Source organism: Oceaniglobus roseus (assembly GCF_002869745.1).
Taxonomy (GTDB): domain Bacteria; phylum Pseudomonadota; class Alphaproteobacteria; order Rhodobacterales; family Rhodobacteraceae; genus Oceaniglobus; species Oceaniglobus roseus.
The window spans coordinates 1-18,226 of record NZ_PNOS01000036.1; the positions used below are offsets into that span (position 1 = coordinate 1).

The 18,226-nt window shown below is 70.3% G+C and carries 18 protein-coding genes; 7 read left to right on the forward strand and 11 right to left on the reverse strand.

Annotation, left to right across the window (positions count from 1 at the left end; genetic code table 11):
• On the forward strand, positions 1-1,060 hold a 1,060-nt coding region (locus tag A7B20_RS16415; protein ID WP_157937711.1), incomplete at its 5' end, for a phytoene desaturase family protein.
• Entirely contained in the window at positions 1,057-1,929 is an 873-nt protein-coding gene (gene crtC / locus A7B20_RS16420) for a carotenoid 1,2-hydratase (RefSeq protein ID WP_102109719.1), read from the forward strand. The genes A7B20_RS16415 and crtC, both read left to right, overlap by 4 nt.
• 145 nt (positions 1,930-2,074) lie before the next feature.
• Here crtC and tspO read toward each other — a convergent pair whose 3' ends face one another.
• The 3 genes from tspO to A7B20_RS16435 form a co-directional block, all read right to left on the reverse strand.
• The gene (tspO, locus tag A7B20_RS16425) at positions 2,075-2,536 is read right to left on the reverse strand and encodes a tryptophan-rich sensory protein TspO (protein WP_102109670.1); all 462 of its coding nucleotides are present in this window, start codon (positions 2,534-2,536) and stop codon (positions 2,075-2,077) included.
• Positions 2,537-2,597: 61 nt separating this feature from the next.
• Positions 2,598-3,620 (reverse strand): 15-cis-phytoene synthase, encoded by a 1,023-nt coding sequence (gene crtB / locus A7B20_RS16430; protein ID WP_102109671.1) that lies wholly within the window; start codon positions 3,618-3,620, stop codon positions 2,598-2,600.
• A 5-nt stretch (positions 3,621-3,625) separates the two neighbouring features.
• Positions 3,626-5,194: a phytoene desaturase gene (locus tag A7B20_RS16435; protein WP_102109672.1), complete on the reverse strand. Its 1,569-nt coding sequence runs from the start codon at positions 5,192-5,194 to the stop codon at positions 3,626-3,628.
• Between the two features lie 135 nt (positions 5,195-5,329).
• Here A7B20_RS16435 and crtA point away from each other — a divergent pair, with 135 nt between their 5' ends.
• From crtA to bchO, 4 genes are read left to right on the forward strand one after another with little or no spacing between them, the layout of a single operon-like run.
• A complete protein-coding gene (crtA, locus tag A7B20_RS16440) occupies positions 5,330-6,049 on the forward strand; it encodes a spheroidene monooxygenase (RefSeq protein ID WP_102109673.1) in 720 nt (239 codons plus the stop codon).
• Entirely contained in the window at positions 6,046-7,065 is a 1,020-nt protein-coding gene (bchI, locus tag A7B20_RS16445; RefSeq protein ID WP_102109674.1) for a magnesium chelatase ATPase subunit I, read from the forward strand. Before crtA ends, bchI begins: the two co-directional genes overlap by 4 nt.
• Complete coding sequence (locus A7B20_RS16450) at positions 7,062-8,729, forward strand: magnesium chelatase subunit D (RefSeq protein ID WP_102109675.1); 1,668 nt, start codon at positions 7,062-7,064, stop codon at positions 8,727-8,729. Before bchI ends, A7B20_RS16450 begins: the two co-directional genes overlap by 4 nt.
• 3 nt (positions 8,730-8,732) lie before the next feature.
• Positions 8,733-9,599 (forward strand): alpha/beta fold hydrolase BchO, encoded by an 867-nt coding sequence (gene bchO, locus A7B20_RS16455; protein WP_102109676.1) that lies wholly within the window; start codon positions 8,733-8,735, stop codon positions 9,597-9,599.
• A 25-nt stretch (positions 9,600-9,624) separates the two neighbouring features.
• Here the strand turns inward: bchO and A7B20_RS16460 are convergent, their stop codons facing one another.
• Both A7B20_RS16460 and A7B20_RS16465 read right to left on the reverse strand, forming a co-directional pair.
• Positions 9,625-10,698, reverse strand: coding sequence for a ParB N-terminal domain-containing protein (locus A7B20_RS16460; RefSeq protein WP_102109677.1), 1,074 nt, complete (start codon positions 10,696-10,698; stop codon positions 9,625-9,627).
• A complete protein-coding gene (locus tag A7B20_RS16465; protein WP_102109678.1) occupies positions 10,695-11,999 on the reverse strand; it encodes an AAA family ATPase in 1,305 nt (434 codons plus the stop codon). The genes A7B20_RS16460 and A7B20_RS16465 overlap by 4 nt, the downstream gene beginning before the upstream one ends.
• A gap of 480 nt (positions 12,000-12,479) precedes the next feature.
• On the opposite strand from A7B20_RS16465, the gene A7B20_RS16470 reads away from it, so the two are divergent.
• Positions 12,480-13,157 carry a hypothetical protein gene (locus tag A7B20_RS16470; RefSeq protein ID WP_102109679.1) on the forward strand — a complete coding sequence of 226 codons (678 nt, stop codon included), beginning with the start codon at positions 12,480-12,482 and terminating at the stop codon, positions 13,155-13,157.
• 19 nt (positions 13,158-13,176) lie between these two features.
• Here A7B20_RS16470 and A7B20_RS16475 read toward each other — a convergent pair whose 3' ends face one another.
• The 6 genes from A7B20_RS16475 to A7B20_RS16500 all read right to left on the reverse strand — a co-directional run bounded on the left by A7B20_RS16475 (position 13,177) and on the right by A7B20_RS16500 (position 18,217).
• The gene (locus A7B20_RS16475; protein ID WP_102109680.1) at positions 13,177-14,088 is read right to left on the reverse strand and encodes a DMT family transporter; all 912 of its coding nucleotides are present in this window, start codon (positions 14,086-14,088) and stop codon (positions 13,177-13,179) included.
• Between the two features lie 69 nt (positions 14,089-14,157).
• Positions 14,158-14,598 carry a c-type cytochrome gene (locus tag A7B20_RS16480; protein ID WP_102109681.1) on the reverse strand — a complete coding sequence of 147 codons (441 nt, stop codon included), beginning with the start codon at positions 14,596-14,598 and terminating at the stop codon, positions 14,158-14,160.
• Between the two features lie 93 nt (positions 14,599-14,691).
• Positions 14,692-15,906 (reverse strand): 5-aminolevulinate synthase, encoded by a 1,215-nt coding sequence (gene hemA / locus A7B20_RS16485; protein ID WP_102109682.1) that lies wholly within the window; start codon positions 15,904-15,906, stop codon positions 14,692-14,694.
• Positions 15,896-16,714, reverse strand: coding sequence for a putative photosynthetic complex assembly protein PuhE (gene puhE / locus A7B20_RS16490; RefSeq protein ID WP_102109683.1), 819 nt, complete (start codon positions 16,712-16,714; stop codon positions 15,896-15,898). Before puhE ends, hemA begins: the two co-directional genes overlap by 11 nt.
• An 82-nt stretch (positions 16,715-16,796) precedes the next feature.
• The gene (acsF, locus tag A7B20_RS16495; RefSeq protein WP_245867034.1) at positions 16,797-17,867 is read right to left on the reverse strand and encodes a magnesium-protoporphyrin IX monomethyl ester (oxidative) cyclase; all 1,071 of its coding nucleotides are present in this window, start codon (positions 17,865-17,867) and stop codon (positions 16,797-16,799) included.
• Positions 17,868-17,920: 53 nt separating this feature from the next.
• Positions 17,921-18,217 (reverse strand): hypothetical protein, encoded by a 297-nt coding sequence (locus tag A7B20_RS16500; protein WP_102109685.1) that lies wholly within the window; start codon positions 18,215-18,217, stop codon positions 17,921-17,923.
• Between the last annotated feature and the right edge of the window lie 9 nt (positions 18,218-18,226).

The following is an 18,226-nucleotide window of genomic DNA, read 5'->3' on the forward strand; positions in this document are numbered from 1 at the left end:
CGCCCCCCCCCCCCTCTCCCCCCCCCCCCCCCCCCGGGTCCCGCTGTGGGCCCCCCCCCCCCCCTGGCCCGGCGCCCCCCCCCGCCGCTTCTCGGACCCCCGCCTGCGCCAGCTCTCCGGCCGCTCCGCCACCTATGTCGGCGGCAATCCGCGTCTCTCCCCCGCCCTCCTGAACCTCGTGTCCCACGCCGAGGCGCGGGGCGTCTGGCGGGTCCGCGGCGGCATGCACCGCCTGGCCGAGGCGCTCGCCGCGCTCTTCACCGCGCGGGGCGGCACCCTCCGCCTCTCGACCCACGCACGGCGGATCGAACGGCAGTCCGGCCGCGTCCGCGCCGTCGTCACCGCCGACGGCACCCGCCTGCCCTGCCGCGCCGCGCTCTTCGCGGGCGACCCCCGCGCGCTCTCGCAGGGCCTGCTCGGCCAGGGCCTCGCCCTGCCCGACGCGGCGACCGAGCCGCGCAGCCTCTCCGCCCTCGTCTGGGCCTTCGCCGCGACGCCGCAGGGCCCCGGGCTCGCCCACCACAACGTCTTCTTCGGCGCCGACCCGGCGACCGAGTTCAAGCCCCTCGCGCAGGGCCACCTGCCCGGGGATCCCACCGTCTACCTCTGCGCCCAGGACCGCGGCACGCATCTCGCGCCCCCCGCCCTCGAGCGCTTCGAGACCATCGTCAACGCGCCGCCCCTCCGCGGCCCCGGCCCGGAGCCCGACACATGCCGACAGCTCACCTTCCAGTCCCTGGCGCGCCACGGCCTGACCTTCTCGCCCGCCCCGCCCGACAGCGCCCTGACGACGCCGCAGCACTTCGACGCGCTGTTCCCGGCGAGCCTCGGCTCCCTCTACGGGCGCTCCCCGCACGGGCTGACGGCGGCGCTGAAACGGCCCCAGGCGCGGACGGCGGTCCCGGGCCTCTACCTCGCGGGGGGCGGGGCCCATCCGGGGGCGGGGGTGCCGATGGCGACCCTCTCCGGAGCGCACGCGGCCGCGGCGATGCGGAAGGACCTTGCTTCCACCTCGACGTCCCCCCGGACGGCTACGCGTGGTGGTATGTCGACGGCATAAGCGACGACGGCACGCAGGCGGTCTCGGTCATCGCCTTCATCGGCTCGGTCTTCTCGCCCTGGTACCGCTGGAGCGGGCGCAGGAACCCCGCCAACCATTGCTGCATCAACGTCGCCACCTACGGCCGCGGCGGCCGCTTCACGATGACCGACCGCGGCGCCCCCGCCCTGCGCACCACGCGCGACAGCTTCACCGTCGGCCCCTCCTCCCTGCACTGGACCGGGGAGAAGCTGCTGATCGACATCGACGAGGTCTCGTCCCTCCCCCTCGTCTCCCGCGTGCGGGGCCGCATCGCCCTGACCCCTTCGGCCATCACCGACCGCGAACTCCTGCTCGACCCGAAGGGCACCCATGTCTGGCGCCCCTTCGCCCCCGTCTCGTCGATCGAGGTCGATCTCGGGGAAGGCTGGCAATGGACGGGCCACGGCTATTTCGACGCCAATTTCGGCACCCGCGCGCTCGAGGACGATTTCCGCTTCTGGACCTGGGGCCGCTTCCCGCTGAAGACCGGGGCCGCCTGCTTCTACGACGCGATCCGCCGCGACGGCTCCACGCTGGAAGCCGCCCTGCACTTCTCCCCCGACGGCCGGGTGACCGGGATCGCGCCGCCGCCGCTCACCCGCTTCCGCCGCTCGCTCTGGCAGGTGCGGCGGGAAACCCGGGCCGATCCGGGCTTCGCCCCGCACCAGGTCAAGGCGATGCTCGACGCGCCCTTCTACAGCCGTTCGGTGGTGCGCACGCGCATCGACGGCGAAACCACCGAGGGCGTGCACGAGGCGCTGGACCTCGACCGCTTCGCCTCGCCCCTGCTCAAGCCGATGCTCGCCCTGCGCGTCCCCCGCCGCCGCAACTGGCGCTTCGACGACTGAGCCACAGGACAGACGGCAGCCATCTCCCCCCGGACCCCCCTCATCTTTGCTTCAAAAATATCCCGGGGGAGTCGCTGAAGGCGACGGGGGCAGAGCCCCCGAAAAGGCCCGCAAGAGTCACCGACATCGCAGGGGCGAAGCCCCCTCAGCGCGCCTCGTCGGGGTTCATCCGCCAGACCGACCAGTTCAGCGCCCCCGCGATCGTCACCCAGACGAGGTAGGGAACGAAGAGGATCCCGGCCAGCGGATCCACCGACCAGAAGGCCAGCAGGGTCAGCGCCACGGCGATCCACAGGAACACGATCACCACGAAGGCCGCGCGCATCCGGTTCAGCCCGAAGAACACCGGCGTCCAGAGCGTGTTCAGCCCGATCTGCAACCCCCAGAGCGCCAGCGCCGTGTCGTTGCCATAGCCCATGGCGACCCGCGTCGCCGCCCAGGACATCAGGATGTAGAGCGTGGTCCAGGTGACGGGGAACACCCAGTCGGGCGGGGTCCAGCGGGGCTTGTTCAGGCTCTCGTACCAGGCCCCCGGCTGGAACATGGCGCCGGTCGCGGCGGCGGCGCCGCAGCTGGCGAAGAAGATGGCGAAGAGGGTCCAGTCCATGGGAAGCCTTTAGCGTAAGTCCTGCCCGGGGCAAAGGCGCGAGGGCGGCAATTGTTCCCGCTCAGCCCGCACGCATCCGGTCCTGTGCCTCCAGCGCCGCGAAGACCCCGACGAGAGATCCCGCCCGCCCCTCGCCCCAGGTGCCCGGCGCGCTCCCGGCGCGCGCCGCGGCGTCCACAAGGAACCCGGTCTCGGCCAGCGGCCGGGCATAAAGGACGGCCGAGCGCGGCATCATCACCGAGACCCCGGCCCGCAGCATCGACAGGCCCAGCCAGCCGGCCTTCTGCCGCCGGCTGGTGCGCCCCCGCCACGAGACGGAATCGAACCCGTTCCGCCGGACCGCCTGGCCGATCCCGGCATAGATGTGGCGCGCGGCATAGATGCCGGGCCGCGCCGCCATCGGCAGCGCGGGGATCCCCGCCTCGGCCCTGAGGTACAGCAGGTCCGCCTCGCGCAGCAGGCGGCGCACCATGGCGCGCACCGGATCGGTCGGCAGCGGCTCGGCGAAGAAGGCGTCGGGGTCGATCCCCGCGGCCGAGAGCCAGTCGAGCGGCAGGTACATCCGCCGCGCCCGCGCGTCCTCGCCCACGTCGCGGGCGATGTTGGTCAGCTGCATCGCCACGCCCAGGTCGCAGGCCCGCGCCAGCGCATGGGCGTCGCGCACCCCCATCAGCACGCACATCATCGCGCCCACCGCCGCAGCCACCCGCGCGGAATAGTCGTAGAGGCCCGAGAGGTCGGCATAGCGCCGCTCCATCGCGTCCCAGGCCAGCCCCTCCAGCAGCGCCTCGGGCAGGGTGCGCGGCATCTCGAACCCCTGCACCACCGCGGCGAAGGCGCGGTCGGCCGGCGCGTTGCGGGGGCGGCCGCAATAGACGAGGTCCAGCCGGTCCCTCAGCCGCAGCACCGCGCCGGCCTTGTCGTCCTGCAGGTCCACCGCGTCGTCCGCCAGCCGGCAGAAGGCATAGAGCGCCAGCGCCGGGTCGCGCACCCGCTCGGGCAGCAGCCGCGAGGCGGCATGGAAGGAGAGAGAGCCGTGGCGGATCGCCTCGCGGCAGTGTTCCATGTCCTTCGGGTCGATCATCGGCCTCACTCCGCCGCCAGTTTCCGGGGCTGTTCCAGCGGCCGCGCGGCATCGGGAACGAGCTGCGTCAGCACCTCCGACGAGGCCACGACCGAGGGGATCCCCGCCCCCGGATGGGTGCCAGCCCCGACCAGGTACAGCCCCGAAAGCTCCTCGCTCACGTTGTGCGGCCGGAAGAAGGCCGACTGGAAGATCCGCGGTTCGAGGGAGAAGCCGGCGCCGTGGGGGCTGAGATAGCGCGAGACGAAGGTCTCCGGCGTGAAGACCTCGGAGGCCGCCAGATGCGCCTCGAACCCCGGGATCAGCTTCCGGTCCAGCACCTCGGCCAGCCTGTGGCGATAGGGCTCGGCCTCCGCCGCCCAGTCCACCGGAGTGTCGCCGGTCAGGTTCGGCACCGGGGCGAGGGCATAGAAGGTGTCGTCGCCCTTCGGCGCCACGCTCGGGTCCGTGACCGAGGGGCGGTGGAGGTAGATCGACATGTCCCCGGCCAGGTGCTTCCGGATGAAGATGTCCTTCAGCAGCCCGCGATAGCGCGGCGCGTTCAGGATCGTGTGGTGGCCCACGTCGCCCCATTTTCCCGCCGTGCCCTTCGTGCCGAAATACCAGACGAACAGCCCCATGGACCAGCGCGCCCGCTTCAGCCTCGCATCGCTCCAGCGCCGCTTCGCCCGGCTGCGCAGCAGCCGCCCATAGGTGTGGCCCGGATCGGCGTTGCTCACCACCACGTCGGCCGCCAGCGTCTCGCCATCCGCCATCCGCACGCCGGTGGCGCGGTCGCCCCGGTGGGTGATCTCGTCCACCTCGACGCCGAGGCGCACCGCGCCCCCCTGGTCGCGGATGACGGCGACCATGGCATCGGCCATCGCCTGCACCCCGCCCATGGCGTAATGCACGCCGAACGCCTTCTCGAGGTGGCTGACGAGGATGTACATCGAGGTCACGTTCACCGGATCGCCGCCGATGAACAGCGGATGGAACGACAGCGCCATCCGAAGCCGCGGATCCTTCACCCTGCTCGCCACATGGGCATAGACCGACCGGTCCGCCCTCAGCCGCACGAAGCCCGGCAGCTCGCGCAACAGGTCCTTCAGCCGGTGCATCGGCTTGCGCCCCAGCCCCTCGAACCCGAAGCGATAGCGCGCCTCGCTGTCCGCGAGGAACCGCTCGTATCCCGCCACGTCGCCAGGGCTGAGCCGCGCCACCTCGGCCAGCATCGCGGCCTCGTCCTGCCGCACGGTATAGGTCGAGCCGTCGTCCCAGCGGATCTCGTAGTAGGGATCGACCGGGCGCAGGTCCACGTCCTTGCGGAAGTCGCGCCCGCACTCCTCCCACAGCCGCTCGAACACCTGCGGCACGGTCACGATGGTCGGCCCCAGGTCGAACCGGTGCCCCGCCTTCGTGATCGACGACCCGCGCCCCCCGGCCCGGTCCAGCCGGTCCAGAACCGTGACGCGATAGCCCTTGGCGCCCAGCCGCATCGCCGCCGAAAGCCCCCCGAGTCCCGCCCCGATCACGATGGCCTCCGAGGGCCCGGATCCGGTCTTCTGCCGCAGGGGATCGACTCTTGTCACCATGGACTTACGCTAGATGTGTCTAGTCAGGTTGACAACTCCTATCTGCCGGCTGCGGCGTTTTTGCGGACACCCTTCACAGGGGCGAAAAACGGTGTCAAACTAACTTGACACTTCGACAAGAACGGGAGTCGCGCCATCCAAACCGTCACCCTCTCCGTGCACCGCTTCGACAGCGCCGCCGCGCGCCTCTGGGTCCTCTCCCAGATGGCACTCGCACGGCTGTCCTTCCGCGCGATGCCGGACTGCGGGTTCTGGAAGCTCTGCGGCTCGGGCACCGGCGAAGGCTTCACGCCGCGCCCGAACACCGCGGTCTGGGCGATCCTCGCCGCCTGGCCCGACGCCGCGACCGCAGAGCGCCGCCTCGACACCGCCCCGGTGTTCCGCCGCTGGCGCGCGAAGGCGTCCGAGGCCTACACCCTGTTCCTCGCCCCCACCGCCGCCCGCGGGGCATGGTCGGCGCAAGCGCCGTTCCGGCCCACCGGCACCATCACCGGCACCACTACCGGCCCCGTCGCCGCCCTCACCCGCGCGACGATCCGCCCCCGCTTCCTGCGCGACTTCTGGCGGCACGAACCGAAGATTTCGGCCGCCATCGGCAGCGATCCGAACGTCGCCTTCAAGATCGGCATCGGCGAACTGCCCTGGCTGCACCAGGTCACCTTCTCGGTCTGGCCCGACACCGCGTCGATGGCCCATTTCGCCCGGGCCGACGGCCCCCACGCCCGCGCCATCAGGGCGGTGCGCGAGGGCGGCTGGTTCGCCGAGGAACTCTATGCCCGTTTCCGCGTCACCGGCACGCGGGGCACCTGGGGCGGCTCCGACCCGCTCGCCAAACTCGAAAGGCTGGCCGCATGACCTTCCCCTTCTCCGCCATCGTCGGTCAGGACGAGATGAAACTGGCCATGGTGCTGACCGCCATCGACCCCGCTATCGGCGGCGTGCTGGTCTTCGGCGACCGCGGCACCGGCAAGTCCACCGCCGTCCGGGCACTGGCCGGTCTCCTGCCGCCGATCACCCAGGTCGAAGGCTGCCCGGTGAACTCGGCCGACGTCAAGGATTGCCCCGATTGGGCCGAGATCGGGTCGAAAAGGACGGTCAAGCGGCCGACGCCCGTCGTCGACCTGCCCCTCGGCGTGTCGGAGGACCGCGTGACCGGCGCGCTTGACATCGAACGCGCGCTGACGCGCGGCGAGAAGGCGTTCCAGCCGGGGCTGCTGGCCCGGGCGAACCGCGGCTATCTCTACATCGACGAGGTGAACCTGCTGGAGGACCACATCGTCGACCTCTTGCTCGACGTCGCCCAGTCCGGCGAGAATGTCGTGGAAAGAGAAGGGCTTAGCATCCGCCACCCGGCGCGCTTCGTCCTCGTCGGCTCGGGCAACCCGGAAGAGGGAGAGCTGCGGCCGCAGCTTCTGGACCGCTTCGGGCTGTCGGTCGAGGTCGCCTCGCCCACCGACATCGGCCAACGGGTCGAGGTCATCCGCCGCCGCGACGCATATGAAAGCGACCGCGCCGCCTTCCTGAAGACCTGGGGCGCCGAGGATGCCGCCCTGAGGAAGCGCATCCTCGCGGCGCGCAAGGCGGTGAAGGCGCTGGAGACGCCGGAACAGACCCTGCACGACTGTGCCGAACTCTGCGTCGCGCTCGGCTCGGACGGGCTCCGGGGGGAGCTGACGCTGCTGAAGGCCGCCCGCGCGCTGGCCGCTTTCGAGGGCGATACCGAGGTCGCGCGGCGCCATGTCCGCAAGATCGCCCCCATGGCGCTCCGTCACCGCCTGCGCCGCGATCCGCTGGACGAGGCGGGCTCGTCCTCGCGCGTCAACCGCGCCCTGTCCGAGCTGTTCGGAGCCTTCCAGACCGCCGCGGAATGACCGGGCCCCTCGCCCCCTGGCCCCGTGCCCTGCTGGCGCTGCGGCTCTTGGCCGTCGATCCCGTGGGCCTCGGCGGACTCTGGCTGCGCGCCCGCCCCTCCCCGGCCCGCGACGCGCTGCTGGCCGGGCTTGGCGCGCTGCACCTGCCGGTGCGGCGGATCCATCCGGGGATCGGCGCGGGCGAACTCCACGGCGGGCTCGACCTGACGGCGGCGCTGGCCGAAGGGCGCATGGTACGGCGCGAGGGGCTGCTGTACCGCCCCGCTGCCCTGCTTCTCGCCATGGCCGAACGCTGCCCGCCCTCCCTTGCCGTGCAGCTTGGCCAGGCGCTCGACGCCCGAAGCGCCGCGCTCGTCGCGCTCGAGGGGGGGGGGGGGGAGGACGAGGCGCTGCCTCCCGCCCTCGCCGACCGCCTCGCCCTGTTCCTCGACCTCTCCGAGGTGCCGCTTTCCGCCGTGACAGAGCCTGTGGCAGAGGATTTTACCGCCGCCCGCGCACGCCTGCCGAAGGTCCGCGTCCCGGCCCCGGCCATCGCCGACCTCGCCCACACCGCGGCGGCGCTCGGCATCGCGTCCCTGCGCGCGCCGCTGCACGCGCTCGCCGCCGCCCGCGCACTGGCGGCGCTCGGCGGTCACGACGAGGTCACCCAAGACGACCTGCAACGGGCGGTCGAGCTGGTCTATCCCCACCGCGCCACCGTCCTTCCCGCCCCGGAAGAGCCGGATCAGGCCGAAACAGAGCCTGAATCGCAACAGGATCCGGCCCCGCAGGGACAGACCGAACAGGCCGAGATCCCGCAGGACGTCCTGCTGGAAGCGGCCCTGACCGCCCTGCCCCGCGACCTGCTGGCCCGCCTCGCCGCCGGGCACGCCGCCCGTTCGGCCTCCGGCGCGCCCGGCAGCGGCGCGGGGAGGAGGGGCAACCGCCGCGGCCGCCCCCTGCCCTCGCGCCCCGGCCGGCTGGACGGGCGCAGCCGGATCGACCTCGTCGCGACCCTCACCTCCGCGGCCCCTTGGCAGGCCATGCGCCGCGCCCAGGTGCCGGGCAAGCCGGGGCTGCACATCCGGCCCGGCGACATCCGCGTGAAGCGCTATCAGGAGACCTCGGACCGGCTGCTGATCTTCGCCGTCGACGCCTCGGGCTCCGCCGCCATGGCGCGGCTGGCCGAGGCCAAGGGCGCGGTCGAGATCCTGCTGGGCGAGGCCTATGCCCGCCGCGATCACGTCGCCCTCATCGCCTTCCGCGGCGAGACCGCCGAGCTGCTGCTGCCGCCCACCCGCAGCCTCGTGCAGACCAAGCGCCGCCTCGCCGCCCTGCCCGGCGGCGGCGGCACACCCCTCGCCGCGGCGTTGAAGGCCGCGCTGGACGTCGCGCAGCAGGCCCGCGGCAAGGGGATGACCCCCAGCATCGCGCTGCTGACCGATGGCCGCGCCAACATCGCGCTCGACGGCACCGCCAACCGCGCGCAGGCGGCCGAAGATGCCACCCGGATGGCGCGGGCGCTGCGCCGTCTCGGCACGCCGTCGCTGGTGATCGACACCGCGCGCCGCCCTCAGGACTCCTTGAAAGATCTGGCGCGGATCCTGGATGCCCCCTGTATCGCCCTGCCCCGCGCCGACGCCCGCGCGCTCTCCGCCACCCTCGGCGCCGCGCTGGACGGCTGAGCGGTGGACTGGACACGCCACGGGCGGGAGTGGCCGAACCGCGGCGCTTCGCGCTTCATCCCCTGTCGTCCCCACCGCTGGCACGTGCAGGAGGCGGGCGAAGGTCCGACGATCCTCCTCCTCCACGGCGCGGGCGGCGCGACGCAAAGCTGGCGCGGGGTGTTCCCCATCCTCGCGCGGGATCACCACGTCATCGCCCCCGACCTCCCCGGCCAGGGCTTCACCCGCCTCGGCACCCGCAGCCGGTCGGGGCTGGCGGCGACGGCCGAGGATCTCTGGACGCTCTGCGACGACCAGGGCTGGCGCCCCGACCTGATCGCCGGCCACTCCGCCGGCGGAGCGGTGGCCCTGCAGATGGCGTTGGAGCGGCCGGTCAGCGGCGTCATGGGGATCAACGCCGCGCTCGGCACCTTCGACGGGCTGGCCGGGTTCCTGTTCCCCGCGATGGCCAAGCTCTTGGCAGCGACCCCGTTCGTCCCCTCGCTCTTCGCCCGCATGTCCGGCAACGAGGCGCGGGTGAAGGAGCTGCTCGCCTCCACCGGCTCGGACATCGGCCCCGAGGGCGTGCACCTCTACCGCCTGCTGACGGGCGACCCGGGCCATGTCGACGGCACGCTCCTGATGATGTCGCAGTGGCGGATCGAGCCCCTGCTGGACGCCCTGCCCCGCATCGCCTGCCCGGTCCGCCTGCTGGCCACCGGCAACGACCGCACCGTCCCGCCCCGCGTCTCGCGCGAGGCTGCGGCGCGGCTGCCGCGGGGGGAATACGTCGAGCTGCCGGGCCTCGGCCACCTCGCGCACGAGGAACAGCCCGCACGCCTTGCCGGGATGATCGCGGATTTCCTGAAGGATGTCCCCGCGGGGACGTGAGGAATATCAGAAGGTTAAGATGACGTTACCCGTCCGCACGGTCATCGAGCGCGGCGAAGAACGCGGCCATGGCGCGCTCCAGCCGGGGCCGGTCGATCGCGGCGAAGTCGCGGTCCTGGCGCAGTTCCACCTTGCCGTCCGCCACCGTGCAGCGCGCCAGCCCCTCGGGACGCGACAGCCGCAGCGTGGTCTTCGCCGTGCTGGGACGCAGCCCCTTCACCGGCTTCAGCCGCGGCTTCGGCGCGGTGGCGGCGTGGCGCAGGATCTCGAGCTCCTGCTCGGCCGTGCGCAGCGGATGCATCTTCAGCGCCTCCGTCACCCGGTCCAGCACCTCGGGATCCTCGTCGATCCGCCGCATCAGGTCCGAGCCGAGCGAGCGCGGAATCGCCTCGGGGTGGTCGAGGTCATCCCCAAGCGCCATCATCAGCTGCACGAAGACGCGGATGTGCCCGCGCTTCTGGCGGCTGGCGCTGCGGTACAGGCTTTCGACCGCCTCCATGGGCGATTCCAGATCCTCGGCCCGCTCGTCGAAATAGCCAATGGCGAGCAGCCCCATCTCGGCGAAGGAGATGTCCTTTCGCACCAGGTTCTCGTCCACCATCCGCCGGTAGAGACCCTCCAGCGTCTCGCCGGGCGCGATCAGACCGGCGGGGATGCGGGCGAAGCTGCCGTCGGGATGCTCGGCGTCCAGTTCCATATAGGCGGCAAGGCGGCGGAAGCCTTGGACCAGCTGGTAGCCGCTTTCGGTCTTCTCGACCCGGATCGGGTTCGACAGGCCCACCGCCTTGATCGAGGCCTTGAGCTCGGCCAGTTCGGGATCGTCCCGCAGCCAGCGGTCGCGCACCAGCTTCGTCGCCTCGATCTCGGAAAGCGGGATCAGGTCGGTGATCAGGCCCAGCTTCTTCAGCCGGACGTGTTCGTGGGCCAGCGCATCGTTCTCGGCCCGGATCGCGGCCTCGGCCGACTGCCGTTCGCCGAGGGCCGAGGCATTCTCGGTGATCGCGGCGGCCATCGGGCTGCGCCGCGCCTCGGAAGCCGGGGCAGCGGATTCCTCGGGGCCGGAGGGAAAGTCGATGTCGAAGACGCGCCGCTTGCTCATTGCTCTTTCTCCATCTCGGCCCAGGCCCGGGTGACGTGGGTCTTGAATTCGCCATAGGCCCGGTCGAAGGACGCGCGCGCCCGCCGCCAGGTCTCCCGCGTCATGTCGCGGTAATCCATCTCGTAGATCGAGGACAGGAACCGCCCCGACTGCTCGACCGCGCGGGTCATCTCGATCGGGTGCTCCGTCACCCTGTCCTCGAACACCTTGCCGAAAGCCGTGCGCATCGCGCGGTGCAGGTCGTTGCCGTGCTCGTAGCGGGTCAGCAGGAAGCGGATGTCGCGGAAGGCCTTCGGCAGCTGCATCGTCCCGGCCGGGACGACGTTGGAGAAGCGGCCCAGATCCTCCAGCGCCTCGGCCAGCTGGCCGATGAAGGAGGTGGTGGAGTCGTACTCCCAGTAGCCGGGGCCGGACGGGATGTAGAGCATGTCGGCGGCGAACACCGCGTTCATCGACTGGTAACCGATGGCCGGCGGACAGTCGAAGATGACGAGGTCGTAGGCGTCGTCGGCGAGGCTGTCGAGATAGCGCGAGACGGCGGCGAAGAAGGACCACTCGGGGTTCAGGTGGCGGTACTGGGCCGAGGCGAACTCGACGAAGGCGGCGTTGGCGCAGCTTGGGACGATGTCGATGGTGGGCCAGGAGGTCGGCTTGATGAAGTCGTTCACGCGGAGCTCGGACAGGCCCATGTCGGTGATCGAGGAGGGCAGCTTGCGATGGGGAAGGGCGGCCCCCGATTCGGCGCCGGTGGCCGCCGAGTTCATGCGCGCCGTCTCGCGGATCAGGTCGCGCGCCATGACGCCCCAGACGGTGTATTCCTCGGCCACGTCGGAAAGGCCCATGGAGTGGGAGAGCGTCGCCTGCGGGTCGAAGTCGATGCAGAGCACCCGGTAGCCGTCCAGCGCCGCGGCATGGGCGAAGTGGAGCGCGGTCGTCGACTTGCCCGCGCCGCCCTTGAAGTTGGCGATGGCGATGCGGATCGCCCGCGTGTTGGCGGGGCGGTAAGGCATCAGCGACTTGCGGTTGACCTTCAGCTTGCGGCGGATCTGGTTGATCTCCTCGAGGCTGTACCAGCGCTGCCGCCCGTCCTCCTCGACCAGACCTTGGGGCAGGGAGGGGTCGGCGGCGAGACGGCCGCGCAGAGTCGACTGGTTCACCTGGAAGATCAGCTCGGCCACCTCCCAGGACGAGAACCGGCGCAGCGTCTTCTCCATCTCCGGGGAAAAGGTCTGCTGGCGGATCCAGCCCTGCATCTTCAGCGACTGCGCCTGCAGCCGGGCCAGGTCGGTATGGGTGAACATCTTGCCTCCTGCCCGGTTCCGGGACGTTAATTCCTGCCTCATACAGATTTACGCCGGATTTGCGTTGAAGGCAAAACCCATTATCATCGGTTCGGCATTTTCCTGTCCCCGCAGGGACATGAGGGTTTTCAAACCCTTACCGATTCGCACGCTGGCTTTCGGACCGGCGGTCAGGCAGCACGGGACAGGGGGACAGTGACCGTCGCCGCGCCGGCCCAATGGGGGACAAATACTGCCGATAGGGGGACACGTAGACTGGCCCCCAATACCTGTACATACCGGATTCATCCTTCGGATTGTGGTGGGCATCCCTGCCTGGGGGCGTCGACGCTTGACAGAATCGGGAAACCGGACGCTAATTGCGCAACGGTGGTAAAGAACGCTGAGTTAAGGAACTGTTAACCAGCGCCATCGAAACCGGACCGCGAGAGTTCGGCAACCGAGGCGGGCACCGCAGGTGCACCAGAAACGAGGGCAGGCATGCTTTCCGTGAAACCCGTGGGGCGCGGGGCGGCGTCGCGCAAGTACGACCTGCTGACCGCGATGGGCAGCTTCGCCCTGGCGCAGCCGAAGGGCGTGCAGCGGCTGATCCTGCGGCTGATGACCCTGATCGTCGCCCGCTACAACTGGTCCCGCGACGAACTGGCCGTGGGCCAGCGCGAGATCGCGCGTCTCTGGCACTGCGACGAGCGCACCGTGAAGCGCGAGATGGCGCGGCTGCGCGCCATGGGCTGGCTTGTCGTGCGGCGGCAGGGGGCGCGGGGGCGGGTGACGGAATACGCTCTCGACATCGACCGGATGCTCGAGGCGACGCGCGAGGTCTGGGCGGATGTCGGGCCGGACTTCGCCCTGCGCCTCGAAGGGGCGCCCGAGGCGACGGTCGTGCCGATGCCGGTGCGCGGCACGGTGACGCCGCCGGACCTGACCGGCGGGACGGAATGGGACCTGGCGAAGGGGCTGCTGCACGGCGAGGATCAGGGCAGCTACGGCGCCTGGCTCGCCGCGCTGGCGCGGGCGGGCAGGGCAGGGGGGCGGCTGACCCTGAAGGCGCCGAGCCGCTTCCACGGCGCCTATGTGCAGACGCACCTGATCGGGCGGATCACCGCCGCCGTCCGCTCGGTCGACGACAGCGTGAGCGAGGTCGTGGTGGTCGCCTGACCGCTGGTTCCTGCTCGCCTCACATACGCCCGCCGGAGGCCTCCGCCGCCGGCCGGTCGCGCGGGGTGGGCCGGATCGCCAGGAGATAGGCCGCGAGGCTGACGATCACCACCGCGCCGCCGAGGAACATCGCGGGCGTCGGCGCCTCGCCCACCCCGGCCCAGACCAGGAGCGGGCCGAGGATGGTCTCGAGCAGCAGCATCAGGCTCACGTTGGCGGCATGGGTGTGGCGCGAGGCGGTGGTGAAGCAGAAGAACGACAGCGGCAGCAGCAGTGCGCCCGAGACGGCGATGGGCCAGAGCGTGCCGTCGATGGCGGCGCCGGGCGCGACCAGCAGCAGGCCCGCGCCGCCGCTGAGCGCGCTGCCCGCCCCCATCACCGGCAGGATCGGCAGGGCAGGGTGGGCGCGCAGCAGCACGAAGGTCAGCGACAGGGTGCAGGCCACGACCAGCCCGCCGAGGGCGCCCAGCACGGCGGCGAGGTTCAGCGTCACCTCGCCCCTCTCGCCGCCGAAGACGGCGATGGCGATGCCGGCCAGCACCGCGGCGATCGTGATCCAGGTGGCGCGGCGGGTGCGCTCGCCCAGCAGCAGGCGGGCGAAGAGGGCGGCGGTGACGGGCACCGTGGCGACGCCGAAGAGCACGACGGAGACGGGGGCATGGGCGACGGCCAGGCTGAACACCATGGCGTTCAGCGCCTGCGCGACGATCACGGCGATCCCCGCGCCGGTCGCGAGGCGGGCGAGGTCGCGCCGCCGCTCCGCGGAGGTGACCAGCCAGAACCCCAGGAACACCGCCGCCGTCAGCCCGCCCCGCCAGGCCATCATCGCCACGCCGTCAAGCCCCGAGAGCCGCATCATCAGCGTGTCGGGCGCGATCACCAGCGCGCCGGTGGCCGCCAGCAGCGGCCCGAAGAGGGGAGAGCGGGTCATCGGGGAGCGGTCCAAGAAAAAGGCCGCCGGTGCGATACCGGCGGCCCGTTCACGAAGTGGTCGCGTCGATCAGTTCGACGGCGCGGGAGAGAGCGAGGCGATATAGGCCCAGACGTTGGTCGCGTCCTCTTCCTTGCGCAGCTTGAAGGCCATCTTGCCGCGGGCCGAGCTGTCGTCGAGGTATTCGCGCAGAAAGCCGGTGGGATCCTGCACGTACTTGACGAAGTGCTCCTCGTCCCAGTTCAGGCCCTTCTCGCCGGCGGCGACCATGCTGTCGCCATAGCGGAAGCCCTCGACGCTGCCGGCCTTGCGGCCCGGCAGGCCATAGAGGTTCGGGCCGACCTTGCCGTTGCGCCCGGCAAGCACTTCGCCCGCGTCGTTCTGGACGACGTGGCAGGCCTGGCACTGGTTGAACACCTTTTCGCCCGCTGCGGCATCGCCGGTTGCATCCTGGGCGAAGGCGGGGGCGCTGAGCAGCATCGCGGCTGCGGCAATCGTGAATTTATTCATAGTTCTCTCCCTTTGAACCAGTCGTACACCTAGATCGCGCGGGTCACGGGTAAAGATTGCGCGACAATTTATTCGCGCGCCCCGGGATTTTTTTCAAGCCACCTGTCGCGCCAGCGCGCATTGCTGCCAGAGCGAGTTCAGCGCGCGGCACATGTGGTCGATGTCGGCATCGGTGTGCAGCGGCCCCGGCGTGAAGCGCAGCCGCTCGGTCCCCTTCGGCACGGTGGGATAGTTGATCGGCTGCACGTAGACGCCGAAATCGCGCATCAGGATGTCCGAGATCATGCGGCACTTGACCGGGTCCTTGATCATCACCGGCACGATGTGGCTGGGGTTGTCGAGGTGCGGGATGCCGTAGGCGTCGAGACGGGCGCGCAGCTTTTCCACCTGTTCGCGCTGCTTCCTGCGCTCGGCGTCCGAGGTCTTGAGATGGGCGATCGACACCTTCGCGGCCGCGGCCACGGCCGGGGGCAGGGCGGTGGTGAAGATGAAGCCCGAGCTGAACGACCGGATGAAATCGCAGAGCGCGGCCGAGCCGGTGATGTAGCCGCCGAAGCAGCCGAAGGCCTTGCCGAGCGTCCCCTCGATCAGGGTGATGCGGTCCATCAGCCCTTCCTGTTCGGCCACGCCGCCGCCGCGGGGGCCGTACATGCCGACCGCGTGCACCTCGTCGATGTAGGTCATCGCGCCGTACTTGTCGGCGACGTCGCAGATCTCCCGGATCGGGGCGATGTCGCCGTCCATCGAGTAGACCGATTCGAAGGCGACGATCTTCGGCGCGTCGGCGGGCAGGGCGGCCAGCTTGCGGTCCAGGTCCTCGGGGTCGTTGTGCTTCCAGATCACCTTCTGGGCGCGGGAATGGCGGATCCCCTCGATCATCGAGGCATGGTTCAGCGCGTCCGACAGGATCACCGCGCCGGGCAGGCGCGACCCCAGCGTGCCGAGCGCGGCCCAGTTCGAGACATAGCCCGAGGTGAACAGCAGCGCGGCTTCCTTGCCGTGGAGGTCGGCCAGCTCCTTCTCGAGCGCGATGTGGTGGCTGTTGGTGCCGCTGATGTTGCGGGTGCCGCCGGCGCCGGTGCCGCAGCTGCGCGCGGCCTCGACCATCGCCTCGACCACCTTGGGGTGCTGGCCCATGCCGAGGTAGTCGTTCGAGCACCAGACCGTCACGTCCCGCGCGCCGCCGGGTCCGTGGTTCACGGCCTTGGGGTGGGTGCCGCAGGTCCGTTCCATCTCGGCGAAGACGCGGTAGTTCCCCTCGGCCTTCAGGTCGTCCAGCTGGCGCTGGAAGAGAGCATCAAAATCCATGGGGTTCCTCTCGCAACAGGGTCTTGTCGTTGGTCTTGGGCATCAGCTTGGGCGCGGGAAGCATCCAGCGCCAGAGTTTCTCGTCCGGCAGGGGCAGAACCATAAGCCAGTGCTCCAGCAGGGCCAGTGCCGTCAATGCCGCAAGCAGTGAAAATTCCGTGCGCCCGGTGGTGAAGGCGCGTTCCAGCCAGCAGAAGGTCGCGAAGGTGAGCAGGGAGACCGAGATCGGAAACACCCAGTTCATCGCCCGGCGGCGGAAGTGGCTTGCCAGGTGCGAAAGCGGGCTTGGCAGGAATTCGGTGTGGATGTGGGGCACGCCGAAGAACAGGTTCAGCTTGGCCGAGACGCGGGCGAAGAACATCACCGCGAAGGTCCAGAGCGCGGTCGAGTTCTCCATTCCCCGCGTGAGGAACACCAGCAGGAACAGCCCCGCGACCAGCAGCATCTCGTGCCAGGCGATGGTGCCCCAGGCCCTGAGGAACCTCTCCCACCCCTCGACGCCCGGGGGCAGGGGACGGGTGTTCGGGCCGGTGACGACGCCGCAGAGGAAGGCGAGTTCGATCCAGCCCCAGACGGCGAGCGCCGACAGGAAGCTGACGTAGGCGCCGCGGGGCGAGGTGTCGTCGACCGAATCGAGCACGCCGTAGATGCCGAGGAACAGGAGCGGCAGGCCGAGGATCACGGTCGCCACGTGCCCGCCCGGCCCGCCGGTGTCCGCCCGCTTGACCGCGTACAGGATCGCGCCGGTGGAGAACCACCACACGAACAGCGCGCTGAGGGCCGCGATCCAGGGGTTTGACAGAAGCATCCGGTCCCTTTTGCCAGAGGCGGGTTTCGAGGTCGTGAAGCAGACCGGGGGCGCCGCGGGGCGCCTCCGGCCCATTGTGTCGTCAGTAGGCCGGTTGCAGCCTTACGTTCTCGGGCGGGACATTGGCCTTGATCGGGATCAAGTAAAGCGCGGCAAAGGCGCGCGCCGCCCCGGCCCCCGCGGCCATCCGTCCCAACCATCCCGAGACGCCACCCTTCTGCTTCGCCCGGTCCATCGCCTGAAAGGCGCGGTTCATGCGGTCGAGGTTCTTCCGCCAGGCGGGATGCTGGATGTCGAGTTCCACCGGGAACACCTGCCGCGCGATTTCCGAGGTGATGCGGAACACCTCCTGGTCGTACCAGTCGATGTCGACGCCAAGCGCCTCGTGGAAGCGGGGCCGCGCATGGTCGCGCACCCACATCGTGGAATAGACGGCGGTCAGGAAGAACCGGATCCAGAGCTTCGAGGTGAAGCTTTCGGTGATCCTCGGGTCGGTGCGCATCAGCAGGGCGAAGGCCTCGCCATGGGAATGCTCGTCGTTGCACCACTCCTTGAACCACTTGAAGATCGGGTGGAACCGCTTTTCCGGGTGCCGTTCGAGATGGCGGTAGATGGTGATGTAGCGGGCGTAGCCGATCTTTTCCGACAGGTAGGTGGCGTAGTAGATGAACTTGGGCCGGAAATAGGTGTATTTCTTCTCGCGCGTCAGGAAGCCGAGGTTCACCGCGACGCCCGCCTCGCGCAGCGCGTCGTTGATGAAGCCGGCATGGCGCGCCTCGTCGCGGGACATGTAGCTGAACAGCTCGCAGATATCCTTGTTGTTGCCGCGCCGCTTCATCTCCTTGTAGAGGACGCAGCCCGAGAACTCGGCGGTGCAGGAGGAGACGAGGAAGTCGAGGAACTCCTTCTTCAGCTCGGGCTCCATCCCCTCCCAGTCGATCTGGTCCCACTCGGCCGTCTTGCGGAAATGGCCCTTGTTCGGGTCGCGGCGCATCTGGTCCAGCAGGTTGTCCCAGTCGGCGCGCACCGGGGTCACGTCGATCGCGTCGAGCTCGTCGAAATCGGTGGTGTAGAAGCGCGGCGTCAGGATGGTGTTCTGCATCGCGAGGTCGGTCGCGGCCTTGCTGTCGAACTTCGCCTGGGCCTGCTGGATGGCGAGACCCTCTTCGGCGGTGGTGGCGTCTGCGGTGTGTTTGGCGTGGGCGTTCACAGCGTGGCCTCCTCGGAGAAGGAGAACTCGCAGAGCTCCATGAACTCCATGTCGCCGGTGAGGCGGGTCCAGAACCGCTCGAGCGTCGAGGCGCGGGTGATGAAGGCGGTGCGCTGTTCGCTCACCGCCTCGCCATAGCCGGCCAGAACGGGCGGGCCCTGCACCTTCACGGTGTCGCCCGGGTTGATCACGGCGCCGTTGTCCAGCCGGACATGGGCCGAAAGCTCCTCGAATTTGTGGACGACCTCGACCGTGCAGGGCGCGGTCTCCGTCGTGCGAGTCAGAAGTCCCATCCTGGTTCC

Coding starts and splice junctions, on each gene's coding strand:
- A7B20_RS16460 (WP_102109677.1), bottom strand. CDS start 10,698: ATGAGCAAGCGGCGCGTCTTCGACATCGACTTTCCCTCCGGCCCCGAG.
- A7B20_RS16450 (WP_102109675.1), top strand. CDS start 7,062: ATGACCGGGCCCCTCGCCCCCTGGCCCCGTGCCCTGCTGGCGCTGCGG.
- A7B20_RS16435 (WP_102109672.1), bottom strand. CDS start 5,194: ATGGTGACAAGAGTCGATCCCCTGCGGCAGAAGACCGGATCCGGGCCC.
- tspO (WP_102109670.1), bottom strand. CDS start 2,536: ATGGACTGGACCCTCTTCGCCATCTTCTTCGCCAGCTGCGGCGCCGCC.
- A7B20_RS16480 (WP_102109681.1), bottom strand. CDS start 14,598: ATGAATAAATTCACGATTGCCGCAGCCGCGATGCTGCTCAGCGCCCCC.
- A7B20_RS16470 (WP_102109679.1), top strand. CDS start 12,480: ATGCTTTCCGTGAAACCCGTGGGGCGCGGGGCGGCGTCGCGCAAGTAC.
- hemA (WP_102109682.1), bottom strand. CDS start 15,906: ATGGATTTTGATGCTCTCTTCCAGCGCCAGCTGGACGACCTGAAGGCC.
- A7B20_RS16475 (WP_102109680.1), bottom strand. CDS start 14,088: ATGACCCGCTCTCCCCTCTTCGGGCCGCTGCTGGCGGCCACCGGCGCG.
- A7B20_RS16465 (WP_102109678.1), bottom strand. CDS start 11,999: ATGTTCACCCATACCGACCTGGCCCGGCTGCAGGCGCAGTCGCTGAAG.
- puhE (WP_102109683.1), bottom strand. CDS start 16,714: ATGCTTCTGTCAAACCCCTGGATCGCGGCCCTCAGCGCGCTGTTCGTG.
- A7B20_RS16500 (WP_102109685.1), bottom strand. CDS start 18,217: ATGGGACTTCTGACTCGCACGACGGAGACCGCGCCCTGCACGGTCGAG.
- crtB (WP_102109671.1), bottom strand. CDS start 3,620: ATGATCGACCCGAAGGACATGGAACACTGCCGCGAGGCGATCCGCCAC.
- bchI (WP_102109674.1), top strand. CDS start 6,046: ATGACCTTCCCCTTCTCCGCCATCGTCGGTCAGGACGAGATGAAACTG.